This is a genomic window from Oleidesulfovibrio alaskensis DSM 16109, from assembly GCF_000482745.1.
Classification (GTDB): Bacteria; Desulfobacterota; Desulfovibrionia; order Desulfovibrionales; family Desulfovibrionaceae; genus Oleidesulfovibrio; species Oleidesulfovibrio alaskensis.
Genome location: NZ_AXWQ01000004.1, coordinates 177,323 through 189,933 on the forward strand (window position 1 = coordinate 177,323; position 12,611 = coordinate 189,933).

The following is a 12,611-nucleotide window of genomic DNA, read 5'->3' on the forward strand; positions in this document are numbered from 1 at the left end:
CTAGCGATTATGGCCTGCCAACCGCAGCGCGCCTTGACCTCAAAGGCTCACCTTGTGTATAGCGACCTCATTATCCCACGGAGGCATGCTATGTTCGGAATTGGAATTCCCGAGTTGCTGGTTATCTTCGTCCTCATCCTTCTGGTTTTCGGGGCCAAAAGGCTGCCCGAAATAGGCGGAGGACTGGGGCGCGCGATCAAAAACTTCAAAAAAGCGACCACCGAGCCTGACGAAATCGACGTCACCCCTTCTTCCGAGAAGAAACACAAGGACGAGTAACCTCTTTCGCCCTGCGGTGAACCGATGTACAAAATCCCGAGGCCCCAGGCCCCGGGATTTTATTATAGTGAACCGTCAGGCTCCAGCACCCAGCTGAGCCCTTTGCCTTCGAGCGCAGCCTCCAGACGCCGTTCGAGAGCCCCTCTGGAAGCCCCGCGGAGCACCCAGCGGGCTGAAATACCGGCAGCCTCCATACTCACCTGTGCAAGACCGGCTTCGTCAAAATCGCGGTCCCATGAACTGAGTTCTTTATCAAACGACTCCACCCCGTCGGGGGTGAACCAGCCGCTGACCTGCAGCACCAGCGCATCATGCGGGCCCTGGGCTGCGGCAAGCGAAGAAAAATACTGCGCCCATATGCCATGCCACGCATCTGCCAGCGTGGTTCCGGATGCCGCCCTGCTGTGTCCGCCGGCATCCAGTCTGCCGGTCCACATGTCCCCTCTGTGTTCCAGAAAAACAGCCACAGAAGCGTTCTGGGTCACCCTTGTGTTGTACAAAGCCTGCAGACGTCCCAGCTCATCCCATACATCAGAAGCACCGCCGATGGTCAGCATGTACTCCACAGGCTCCGCCGAGCCGCGCATACATCCCAGCCCCCGCAATGTGTCTTTCAGCGCTCTGCGGTTTACCAGCACATCAACACTCAGCGTTGTACCGGAATCAGAAGAAGCACTGCCCAGCTCGGAGTAGCTCTGAACATACTCCATAGCCCGGGGCACAATAAACTCGCGCAGCAGTTCTCTGCGGGCATCACTCAATCCGTCGTCCGCCATGGAGAGCGCCTCCAGCCAGACAGCCTGCTCAAAAGCCTTTTCGCGGGCGGCAGAAGCACTGGCGGGCATGTTTTCTTCCGCTGCCGCGTCCCGCACTCCGGCATCGGCACTCCAAAGCACATCCACCTGCCGGGCCTGCACACCGGCTGCGGTGCCAAGGCAAAAAGCGCCGGCAAGCGCAAGCGGCAGAGCATGACGCATCAGCCTTCCGAAAAGCAAAAACAATGTTCTCACGATAAACCTCTTATGAAAAATCAGGCACTGCGGCCTCAATGTCAGTATAGAGCTTGTCCGCCGTCATTCCAGCATAAAACAGGGCGGCGGGCAAGCGGCAGCATGCGGGCATTTCCGCACGCTCATGGCTGTTTCGCACCGCCGCAACCGGCCATGCCGCGCAGGGCGGCCAGCACCTGCAGGGCCTCCATGGCTGAAACGGGCTGCTCCGCGCCGAAACGCCCGTCACGCAACTGCACAAAACCGTTCTGAACCAGCAAAACCGCTGCATTGAATACGGCATCGTCTCTGCGCACGTCAGACAGCACTCCGGCGCTCTGCATAAAGCGGACAGCAAGCGAAGGGTCGCCGCTGACCCTGATGGCACAGTCCTCATACAACAAAGCAAGATCGGAACGCCGGAAAACCGAATCCGGATCAAACCTGCCCGCTGCGGACATCTGCAGTCCCCGCAGGCGCTTTTCCAGAACGGCCATTATGGCCTGTTCGTCCTCATGTCCCGCGATATCAGCCGGCAGCTCTTCCTCTGCCGGTACCAAATGCATTCCCGGCACGGCAAATTCCGGCATCAGGGGGGCGGGACAAGCCTCGAAAAAACCCTGCGCGGCCAGCTCCGCTTCAAGCAGACCGGCCATGCGGGCGCGTGTAAGCTCGGGGACAAAAGCCATCCGCCGCCCCGTGTCTGTCACCGCAACCCGCAGCACCCTGTCAATATCCGCCAGCCGCCGGTGAAGCAGTTTCATGCGGGAACGGTCAAGCCCGCGGGCGACCTGAGCCTGCACATACAGCTTGCGGGCCTGCGTCAGCCTGCCGGTATGCCACAGGGTCTCCGCCCGCATGAACAGCAGTCCGGCACCGCTGACACCGCTCTGCAGCGCAGCGTCAAAAACGCCGTCGCTCAAGGCGGCATAACGCTGTCTGTCCAGTCCGCCGTACAGAAAAAAAGCGGTCTGCACGCGCAGGCACTGTTCCGCCGCAGCCGAGCAGCCTGCCGGTATGCCGCCCGACCGGCCACCCGCCCCGCCCGGCAGCGCGCCCGTGCCTGTGTCCTGAACGGAATCCTCAAGGCACAATTCTCTGCCGAGCACCGCAGGGGCGTAAGCGGTACCGGCAAGCAGGGCGGCATCAAAAGCCTCGCAGGCTTCAACCGGTCTGCCAGCTTCCAGCAAATCCAGCGCGCGGGAGCTCTGCGTCATGGCGCCATCAGGCACAACGGCCGGTGTCCTCTGACCGGCGGCAACACAGCCGGAGAGTCCGGCCAATCCGATCAGTCCGATCAGCCTGATCAATCCGGCCAGTCCGGTCAGTCCGGTCAGTCCGGCACCCCCCGCAAAACCTGCTCCGCCCAGCCACGGCCCGTACCGGAACAATGAGCGCCACCGTGTTTCAACCGGACCGCATCCGGCTGCACAGGCAGTCGCTGCGCCATGCAGGGGAATAAAATGCACTCCTGCACGATACAGCGCCCTGACCGCAGCGCGCCGCAAAAATATGGACAGGAAAAAAAGATAAGAAAACATAACCGTGAGCATCCGGCGCATCAGAAAACCGCATCAAGCAACACCACCACACGGCAGGCTGCCAGACTTTTCACCGCTGCCGGAGAATGCAGCAGCTGTGCCTCTGGGTCATCAAGCACAATAACAGACGGAGCGGATTCCTGCACTGCGGCCGCCCTGAGAGTGAGAGGTGCACTACCCGCCACCGCGGCAACTGCTGCGGCCTGCCCGTCTGTCACATACACTGCCAGACCGCGCTCAAGCGCATAACGCCGCACAGCCTGCCTCACGCCGTACACGGTCTCTCCTCCGGACAGAACCACAACAGGCATCAGGGCAGGAAGCGCTCCAGTTCCTCTGGCATCAATGACCACACCGGAAAATTCCCCGTCCTGCAAAATCTGCGGCTCAGCAACCTCCGACGCCGGAACACTGCGGCCGGATACCGGTGAAGCGGCAACCTTGAACGGCAGTGCCGGAGCAAGGAACTGCCCCAGCAAACCATCACGCAAAGCAATACTGACAACAACCCGCGCTGAGCCGTCCGCCAGAAAATCCTGCCGGTCTATCCGTGAGTTCTGCACCTGCCCGCGCACAAACTCCGACAGCGCCCCGCCGGCATCCAGCATATCTCCCGCGGTGATTCCGGGGGTAACCTGCACAGAACGCACAGTGTGCAGCAGGCGGCCTCTGGCTTCGGTAACTGCAGCCCGCAGGGCCAGCGCACGCGCACGGGGCAGACTTACAGCCGAAGCAGGAGCTATCGCCGTCCCTTCAGCCCGTACAACGCCAGCACACCAGTCTACTGTTCCCTGTTCAAACTGCTGGACAAAGCCCTCTTCCGCAGCACCGGCGGCCAGAGGCACCATCAACAGAAACAGGCACACAGCCAGACCGCGGCGCACAGATGTCAAGATCATGCATTCCTCCCCTCGCCTTCCCGTCAGCCGCGACTGCCGAGCAGCCGCTCCATGGCTTCATCCAGATGATCTATCCATATATCCACAAAAGCCGCATGCTCGACCATGCCCTGCAGCACAGGCAGGCACACCATGCCCGCAGCGGCTATGCGCGAACGCCATGATTCGGGATGATCGCCTGCCATGTCCCGCACGGCATGACGCCCCACAACAGACAGTAAAGGCTGAAGAAACACACGACAGTATCCTTCCTGAAGCAGAAGCGGCAGCACATGGTCGATGGTGTGGCTGCCGTCCATGGTGCCGATGAACACTCCGGCATCCATACGCCGCACCGCAGCGGAAAGATCATCATACCGGCTGTCACCGGCGTGCCATGTTCCGTGTCCCATGAACACCACGGCATCATGCGCCGTGCGCTCCGGCGGCAGACTGGCAAGCAGCGCCCTTGCGGCGCGGGTCACATCTGCATCGCTGTGCAGCAGGGGCCTGCCCACGGTTATCTTTTCAAACCGCGCCTGAGCCGTAAAAAAAACGCCTCCGTCAGCGGGCGGCGCAAGTGAGCAGTCCCGTCCGCCGGCCATCTGCACAGCTTCGGCTTCCAAATCGTCATATTCCGCACCGGGAATGATATGCAGCGACTGCACGGCCACATGCGTATATTTTTCAAAGCACATCTTCTGCAGGGCTTTGGTCACGGAATCCGTCTTCATGCGGCGCGCCGCCAGCCGGTCGCGGATAAGCCCCGACGTAAAGGCCCAGCGCACAGGAACATCGGCAAACCGCTGCCGCACCTTTTCGTCAAACAGGCGGAGCGTCTGATGCGCCTGACGGTTGCTGGCACCAAAAGCGGCCAGAAGAATACCCGGTTTCATATGATTTCACACCCTACCTGATGAGCAGACCTCCTGAAACGGAGGGAGATTATTTACAGGCCGGAAATGGTAACGACAGGGCCGAAGAGTTGGCAAGCCTTTTCGCACGGGGGGTGCTTTTGATGCCATGCAGTCCGCCGCGGCATTATGCGCGTTTTTGGGTTTGACCGGGTACCGGACGTACAGGTATGTAGAGGGGTCAAACCAAGTGAGGAACCCTGCATGCGACTACTCGTCACTGGCGGCTGCGGCTTCATCGGCACCAACTTTATCCGGTACCAGCTTAACGTCCATCCACAGACCACCATTGTCAACTTAGATAAACTGACCTACGCGGGAAACCCCCAGAATCTTACCGACATTCAGCAAGCCCACGGCGGCACCCGCTACTTTTTTGAAAAAGCGGATATCGCCGATGCGGCGGCTGTTCAGGCTGTAATAGAAAAGTACAGCCCCGACGCCGTACTCAATTTTGCCGCGGAATCACATGTGGACCGGTCCATCTCGGACCCGGCACCTTTTGTAACCACCAATGTGCTGGGTACTCAGGTGCTTATGCAGGCGGCCCGTACAGCAGGAATAAAGCGTTTTGTCCACATATCCACGGACGAGGTGTACGGTTCGCTGCTGCCCCACGAGGCACCCTTCACGGAAAGCAACCCTCTGCTGCCCAACAGCCCCTATTCGGCCTCAAAGGCCGGGGCGGACCTCATGGTCCGGGCTTTTGTGGAAACATACGGCTTTCCCGCCATCATCACCCGCTGTTCCAACAACTACGGACCGTACCAGTTTCCGGAAAAGCTCATTCCGCTCATGCTGGGCAAAGCATGGGAAAACGCCCCCCTGCCCGTCTACGGCGACGGCACCAACGTCCGTGACTGGATTCACGTGGAAGACCACTGCCGGGGCATTGACCTTGCCCTGCGCAAAGGCCGTGACGGCGCCGTATACAATTTCGGCGGCAATGCCGAACGCACCAACCTTGATGTGGTCAGAGCCATACTGCGCCTGACCGGAAAGCCGGAGTCGCTCATATCCTTTGTGAAAGACAGGCCCGGACACGACAGGCGCTATGCCATGGACTTCACTCTGGCCGGCGACGAACTTGGGTACGCCCCCGTGCATGATTTCGAAACAGGACTTGCAGATACTCTGGCATGGTACGAAAAACACACAACATGGCTGGAAAACGTAAAAAGCGGGGCCTACCTTGAATTTATGTCCCGCTGGTACGGAGACCGCTGATGACCGTGGCACCCAAGGCAGTGGTTCTGGGCGGGCGCACCGGCCTGCTGGGACAGGCGCTGGTGGCGGACCTGACCCGTGCTGGCTGGCAGGTTGAAGCACACGGCAGAGAAGATGCCGATGTGCATGATTCTGCCGCGCTGGAAAAATACATCTGCTCCCATGCTCCCGACGTGCTTTTCAATGCGGTGGCGTACACACAGGTGGACAAGGCGGAAGAAGAGCAGGATGCCGCCATGCGCCTGAACAAAAGTCTGCCCGCACTGCTGGGCAGACTGGCCTGCACCGGCAACATGCATCTTGTCCACTACAGCACCGACTTCGTCTTTAACGGACGCAAGGAAACGCCGTATACAGAAGATGACGAAACCGCCCCGCAGAGCATCTACGGCCTGTCCAAGCTGGCCGGAGAACAGGTACTGCTGCAGATGAACCTGCCCCGCCTGACGATTATACGCAGCTCATGGCTTTTCGGTCCGGGCAGGGGCAACTTTGTGCAGACCATACTGGGGCTGTGCGAGACGCGGCAGGAAATCACCGTGGTGCATGATCAGGTTGGCTCGCCCACCTACACACCGGATCTTGCCGCCGGTTCACGCCTGCTGGTTGAAAAAGGGGGCACAGGTCTCTTTCACCTGAGCAACGGCGGTCAGGCCACATGGTGCGAGCTGGCGGCTGAGGCGGTCTCGCTGGCGCAGAAGCCCTGTCAGGTCCGGCCTATCCCTTCGGCGGCTTATCCGCAGCGGGCCACCCGCCCTGCATATTCCGTTCTCGACTGCTCCCGGTTCACCGGCATTACGGGAATCAAACCGCGCCCCTGGATTCAGGCTCTGCGCGAGTATATCTTTCAGCACGTCGGCGTGGCCGGACAGGAAGCGGGATAACCGGCCTGCACTGCAGGCAGGGTGCCCGCGCTTTGCAAAGGAGTTACAGAATGGCTTTTCCCGCAGTGACGGCGGCTGTCAGAAAAATATTCACCGATGCGCTACGGGTCAGCCTTGATCTGTACAAGGTGATGATTCCCATCATCATCGCCGTCAAAATCCTCACGGAATTCGAGCTGACAGGCTATCTTGCGCTTCCGCTTGAACCTTTCATGCATCTTGCCGGTCTGCCTGCGGAAATGGGACTGGTGTGGGCCACCTCCATTGTGGTCAACATTTACAGCGGCATCATAGTGTATGCTGCCATTTTTCCCACGCTGGAACCGATGACCGTTGCACAGGTCTCGGTGTTGTCCACCATGATTCTGGTGGCGCACAATATGTTTGTGGAATGCAAAATCGCCCAGCGCTGCGGGCTGAGCTTCACAGTACAATTTCTGCTGCGCATGGCCGCCGCACTTATTTTCGGCTGGATTCTGCACATGATTTTCGGGCTGACAGGCACGCTGCAGCAACCGGCACAGCTTCTGTGGCAGCCGGAACAGGCCCCTGCCGGTCTGGCCGCATGGGCTGCGGGACAGGCCCGCAATCTTTTTTATCTTTTCTGGGTTGTACTCGGGCTGATGACAGTCATGCGTCTGCTGGATGTGCTGGGCATTACCCGCAGACTTAACACGCTGCTCAAGCCTGTGCTGCGCCTTGTGGGTATAGGGCAGAGCGCGGCCACCATCACCGTGGTGGGGCTTTCCATGGGAATAGCATACGGCGGCGGGCTGATAATTCACGAAGCCCGCTCCGGCAGAGTGCCCCCCGCCGATGTTTTTTCATCCGTCACGCTCATGGGTTTTTCCCACGCGCTGATAGAAGACACCCTGCTCATGATGCTGATCGGAGCACATATTTCGGCCACGCTCTGGGGCAGACTTATTCTTTCGCTGCTGGCCGTGGCCCTGCTGGCCCGCCTGTACGCCCGTTTTGTCCCTTCTGCACCGCAGACCGGTGCAGGTAACCCGCAAAAAGCCTGATTTTTGATGACACAGAAGCACAAAAACATCTGGATAAGCGCCGGAGAAATGTCCGGCGACATGCATGCAGCCAATCTGATACGGGCCCTGCAAACTCAGGATTGCGGCATAACATGCTCGGGCGTGGGCGGTCCCGACATGCGCAGTGCCGGCTTCAACGCCCTGTTCAGGGTGGAAGATCTGTCCGTCATGGGCATAACCGAGGTTCTCGGACACCTGCCGCGGATACTCTCCATGCTGCGCTCCATCCGGCGCACCCTGCGGCAGATGCGCCCCGACGCCGTGGTTCTTGTTGACGCCCCCTCCTTCAACTTCCGCATAGCCCGCTATGCCAGAGAACTGGGTATTCCCGTCTTTTATTATATAAGCCCCAAAATATGGGCATGGCGCACAGGCAGAATCCGGTTCATACGCAGCCATGTGCATAAGGTCATCAGCATTCTGCCATTCGAAGTGGATTTTTATCGCAGCCACGGCATGGAAATAGAGTATGTGGGCAACCCGCTGGTGGATATGGTGAACTGGGACGAAATAGACGCCATGACTCCTCTGCCGCAGCGCATAGGGTTGCTGCCCGGCAGCCGGAAAAAAGAAATCACCTCGCTGATGCCGCAGTTTGCCATTGCCGCAGAAATAATGCACCGACGTCTGCCCGGACTTGAATTCCACTGCGTACGCGCCCCGGGCATAACCGAAGATGCACTGCGCAGGCTGTGGCAAACCGATGTGCCGCTGCACATGCATGCCCCCGACAACCGGTACAGCTTCATGCGCAGTTGCAACATGCTCATTGCGGCATCAGGCACTGTCACACTGGAATCAGCGCTGCTGGGCACCCCCACGCTGGTGACATACAAAGTTTCGCCCCTGTCGTTTGCCGTGGGCAAGCGTCTGGTCAGGGTTCCTTATGTAAGTCTGCCCAATCTTGTAATGCAGCGGGAAGTCTTTCCTGAACTGCTGCAGGAAAACGCCGACGGCACGGTACTGGCGCGCCACGCGCTGGCATGGCTGGAACACCCGGAACAGATGTCCGCCGTACGCGCGCAGCTTGCCACATTGCGCACCATGCTGGGAGCCCCCGGAGCCCCTGCCCGCGCTGCCGGTATTATTCTGAAAGCACTGGGCACCGCCGCCTGAAATTCTCGCCGCGCGGCATAACACCGCACGGCTGCGGCCAAAGCCCGTGCAGACGCGCCTGCGGTGTACCGCCTTTTCTGTCCTGCGGCACACAGCATGGCACCTTACTGTACGCGTCTGAACTGCCCTGCTTTCCGTTACAACAAAAACGCCCTGCGGTCATACGATCGCAGGGCGTTACGTCATTGCGCTTAAGCCAGAATCAATAACGCTGGTCGCTGTGCCAGCGCCATGCGGTTTCAATGATCCGGTCTATATCCGTATAAACAGGAGTCCATCCCAGCGCGGTACGGGCACGTGCAGCATCGGCCACCAGCATGGGAGGATCGCCAGCCCTGCGTCCTTCCACGGTAAAGGGAATATCAACACCTGTCACACGGCAGGCGGCGTCCAGAATTTCGCGCACGGAAAAACCGTTGCCGTTACCCAGATTGAACACTGCGGCACCGGCATGAAGGGTCATATACTCCAGCGCCGCCAGATGCGCGCTGCACAGGTCCGTCACATGGATGTAGTCGCGTACGCACGTCCCGTCCGGCGTCGTATAATCATCGCCGAATATCTTCAGGCCGTCGTTTCTGCCCAATGCCGCCAGCAGTACGTTGGGCAGCAGATGGGTTTCGGGCGAATGCGCCTCACCTATGCCGCCGTCCTCGTCAGCTCCCGCCGCATTGAAGTACCGCAGAGAGACAGAACGCAGGCCATACGCGGTCGCATGGTCGACAAGCATGGTTTCCACCATGAGCTTGGACCGCCCGTAGGGGTTTACCGGCAAGCATGGATGATCTTCTGCAATGACAGGTGCCTGCGGATCGCCGTACACGGCCGCCGTACTGGAAAACACCAGCCGCCCAACGCCGCTTTCGCGCATGGCTTCCAGCAGATTGCAGGTGCCCGTCACATTATTGGTATAATACAGGGCGGGATGAACAACCGATTCGCCCACCAGACTTTTGGCAGAAAAATGCATAACCGCATCAAAGCAGTATTCACCGAACACGCGCCGCAGGGCCTGCATATCCAAAAGGTCGCCGCGCACAAATTCCGCCTGCCCGATGGATTCAAGATGTCCTGTGGAAAGATTGTCAAAAACAACAGGCAGGTGTCCGGCACGCATAAGCGCCCTGACCATATGTGAACCGATATACCCGGCCCCGCCGCATACAAGCACCTTCTGAGGCTGCATAGCTTCGTGTCTCCCTGTCATTAGTATCTGTCAATAAAATCGCCGCGTGATGTAATGCCCCTGCAGACAGTACGTATCCCCGCTTCCGCCATCACCTGCCGATATCAGACGCGAACCGCATGCATTGCTTCGGCGGCTTCTATTCCGTATGCTTGCATTTCTGCAAATTCGGAATCCGGAAGATGAAAACTAACCCGTTAAGCAAGGTCTTTCAACCACACAGCCATCCGGTACCATGAGAAAAAAGAATCTGATGCATTTTTGTCTGTGGCTGCTGGCAGCCGTCATGGCGGTGTATCCGCCTGTATGCCGCGCGGCCGGTGCCGACCTGAAGGCAATGGCCGATGCCGTCATAGATACCGGCGTGAAATACGATAATATCCCCGCCCTGATGAATCCGGAATATGTGACCGTTCCCAATGCGTCACTCAGTCTGGAACGCGGAGAACCTGTATTCGTCATACACCTGCCGCAGGGCGTACGCATCTACCCGCAATACATCATGGTCTGGCACGAAGCCGTCAACGAGACCACACCCGACGGTGCACCCGTGCTCATCACATACAGCCCTCTTACCGGAGCGGTGGCGGGCTACAGCGCACGTGCAGGCCGCTTTGATACATCTTTCGGCGTTACCGGCAAGCTGCTGAACGCCAACACGGTGCTTTATGACAGAGCCACCGGCAGCCTGTGGCCGCAGATAACAGGCACCGCCATCGAAGGTCCGCTGGAAGGCACCACGCTGGAGCGCCTGCCCGTGTTGTGGACAACGTGGGAAAAAGCGGCCGGACGCTGGCCCGGGGCACTGGTTCTTTCGCGGGCAACAGGCTACAGACGCTCGTACGGCAAAGACCCCTACGGTTCGTATCGCTCCGGCAACAGCTATTACCAGAACAATACGGTAACCTTTCCTGTCATGCATGCCGATGCCCGGTTCAATGCCAAAGAACCCATGCTGGGGCTGACCCGCGACAACCTGCAGACAGCGGTGCACAAATCGCAGGTAAAGGCGCAGGGAGTCATCAACTTCACCATGGGAACCGAACCGCTGGCGGCGGTATACGACAGGCAGCTGGACGCGGTACGGATTTTTTCCCGCGTGGTGAACGGCAAGACGGTCTCGTTGTTCATGCGCGACCGCACCATGGCAGATTCTGAAACCAATTCCGAATGGACACCGGAAGGAACCTGCGAGTTCGGCGTACTGCGGGGCTATCAGCTTACACGGGTGCCTGCAGTGGAAGTAATGTGGTTCGCCTGGGCGGCATATTATCCGGAAACAACGGTCATTCCGCCGGCCGAAAACAGCTGGTAGCTGCGGTACCGCCCTACTGCTGCAGCGGCCGTGAAATACGTGCGTCAGCGGTCCGGTACCGAGTGAAGCCTGCTGACCAGCAGGCGGTGTGCGCACCGCAGAAACAGCCTGACTGCGGCCCTGTCCGGCCCGTCAGGGGAGCGGTACAAAAAGCGGTGCAGTACGGCAGCCTGGCCCAGAGTCCGGAATAGGTTTCTTTTCAGCAACTGCATATAAAACGTGCCGGCACCATGTTCCTCATGCAACACGCTGCCTGCGGCACGCACCGGCAGTGCCTGCATGACCGCCTGCGCCGCAAGACTGCCCGACAGCATGGCGTAGTAAATCCCCTCTCCGAAAACGGCATCGGCAAAGCCTGCGGCATCACCCGCCAGCAGAACCCTGCCTGAAAAAGGGCGCCGCAGATGCCCGCCGAACGGCAGCGTATATCCGCGCGGCTGCGGTATATGCCCCGCCTGCACGCCGCAGCCGCACAGCCATGTGCGCAAAACACGTGCCGGATGTTCACCACGGCACAGCAGCCCACCCACTCCGGCCACAATATTTCGCCTGTTGGGAAACAACCAGCCGTAGCCTCTTTGCAGCAGCCCCAGATGCACGGAGGGAAGCTGCACTTCTTGCGGCATATGCCGGCGGGGCACGGCGACCTCCACAGCCACAGCCTGACGGACAGAATGCCGCAACCCGCCGCAGACAGCTTTGCGCACGGTACTGTGCACGCCGTCGGCAGCTATGATAAATTCGGCGCAAACACTGCTGCCGTCGTGGCAATGCACTTTTCCCGTGCGGCAGTCCGCATGCACGACTTTTGTACCCTCGCGCACAACAGCCCCCGCAGCGGCAGCACTCTTCAACAGACGGGAGTCAAAACGGTCGCGGCGCACAAAATAAAACGGACTTCCGTTGCTTCCTGCAACAATCCTTCTGCCGCCCGCATAAATATGGTAGGAGTTTTCACAGCCTTCAAGCGCGCCCGCGCGTGCAAGACATGATGCGTCCATGCCGAAACAGTCGCGCAGAAACGCCGTGCTTTTGCCGGTCAGCAGCCCGCCGCACAGTTTGAAGCGCGGAAATTTTCCGGCATCGATAACCATGACGGTGTAACCGTTACGGGCCAGAGTAAAAGCAGCAGAGGCCCCGCACGGCCCGCCGCCCACTACGACGGCATCGTACCTGAAAAGACCATTGCCAGACACACAAGGCTCCCGTAACATCAATGCGCCGGAGCATAAAGCA

General features: G+C 59.4%; 12 protein-coding genes. 6 read left to right on the forward strand and 6 right to left on the reverse strand.

Annotated elements, in window-relative coordinates; translation table 11 throughout:
• The first annotated feature begins 90 nt into the window (after window positions 1–90).
• Window positions 91–279: a twin-arginine translocase TatA/TatE family subunit gene (locus H586_RS0100925; protein ID WP_011368071.1), complete on the forward strand. Its 189-nt coding sequence runs from the start codon at window positions 91–93 to the stop codon at window positions 277–279.
• 62 nt (window positions 280–341) lie between these two features.
• On the opposite strand, the gene H586_RS17720 is transcribed toward H586_RS0100925, so the two are convergent.
• The 4 genes from H586_RS17720 to H586_RS0100945 form a co-directional block, all read right to left on the reverse strand.
• Entirely contained in the window at window positions 342–1,256 is a 915-nt protein-coding gene (locus tag H586_RS17720; protein ID WP_051363804.1) for a hypothetical protein, read from the reverse strand.
• Between the two features lie 155 nt (window positions 1,257–1,411).
• Window positions 1,412–2,659 (reverse strand): hypothetical protein, encoded by a 1,248-nt coding sequence (locus H586_RS20785; RefSeq protein ID WP_162147931.1) that lies wholly within the window; start codon window positions 2,657–2,659, stop codon window positions 1,412–1,414.
• A gap of 170 nt (window positions 2,660–2,829) precedes the next feature.
• Window positions 2,830–3,708, reverse strand: a complete 879-nt coding sequence (locus H586_RS0100940) for a hypothetical protein (protein ID WP_027181159.1) — start codon at window positions 3,706–3,708, stop codon at window positions 2,830–2,832.
• A 23-nt stretch (window positions 3,709–3,731) separates the two neighbouring features.
• The gene (locus H586_RS0100945) at window positions 3,732–4,583 is read right to left on the reverse strand and encodes a sirohydrochlorin cobaltochelatase (protein ID WP_011368075.1); all 852 of its coding nucleotides are present in this window, start codon (window positions 4,581–4,583) and stop codon (window positions 3,732–3,734) included.
• 222 nt (window positions 4,584–4,805) lie between these two features.
• Between H586_RS0100945 and rfbB the strand changes: the two genes are divergently transcribed.
• From rfbB to lpxB, 4 genes are read left to right on the forward strand one after another with little or no spacing between them, the layout of a single operon-like run.
• Window positions 4,806–5,828, forward strand: a complete 1,023-nt coding sequence (gene rfbB / locus H586_RS0100950) for a dTDP-glucose 4,6-dehydratase (protein ID WP_011368076.1) — start codon at window positions 4,806–4,808, stop codon at window positions 5,826–5,828.
• Window positions 5,828–6,712: a dTDP-4-dehydrorhamnose reductase gene (gene rfbD, locus H586_RS0100955; RefSeq protein WP_011368077.1), complete on the forward strand. Its 885-nt coding sequence runs from the start codon at window positions 5,828–5,830 to the stop codon at window positions 6,710–6,712. The genes rfbB and rfbD overlap by 1 nt, the downstream gene beginning before the upstream one ends.
• Before the next feature lie 50 nt (window positions 6,713–6,762).
• Window positions 6,763–7,737 (forward strand): hypothetical protein, encoded by a 975-nt coding sequence (locus tag H586_RS0100960; protein ID WP_011368078.1) that lies wholly within the window; start codon window positions 6,763–6,765, stop codon window positions 7,735–7,737.
• 6 nt (window positions 7,738–7,743) lie between these two features.
• Window positions 7,744–8,874, forward strand: a complete 1,131-nt coding sequence (lpxB, locus tag H586_RS0100965) for a lipid-A-disaccharide synthase (protein ID WP_027181160.1) — start codon at window positions 7,744–7,746, stop codon at window positions 8,872–8,874.
• 202 nt (window positions 8,875–9,076) lie between these two features.
• Here the strand turns inward: lpxB and galE are convergent, their stop codons facing one another.
• Entirely contained in the window at window positions 9,077–10,060 is a 984-nt protein-coding gene (gene galE / locus H586_RS0100970; protein WP_027181161.1) for a UDP-glucose 4-epimerase GalE, read from the reverse strand.
• Window positions 10,061–10,313: 253 nt separating this feature from the next.
• On the opposite strand from galE, the gene H586_RS17725 reads away from it, so the two are divergent.
• Complete coding sequence (locus tag H586_RS17725; RefSeq protein WP_162147932.1) at window positions 10,314–11,375, forward strand: DUF3179 domain-containing protein; 1,062 nt, start codon at window positions 10,314–10,316, stop codon at window positions 11,373–11,375.
• Between the two features lie 44 nt (window positions 11,376–11,419).
• Here H586_RS17725 and H586_RS17730 read toward each other — a convergent pair whose 3' ends face one another.
• Window positions 11,420–12,571 carry a geranylgeranyl reductase family protein gene (locus tag H586_RS17730; protein ID WP_051363806.1) on the reverse strand — a complete coding sequence of 384 codons (1,152 nt, stop codon included), beginning with the start codon at window positions 12,569–12,571 and terminating at the stop codon, window positions 11,420–11,422.
• Between the last annotated feature and the right edge of the window lie 40 nt (window positions 12,572–12,611).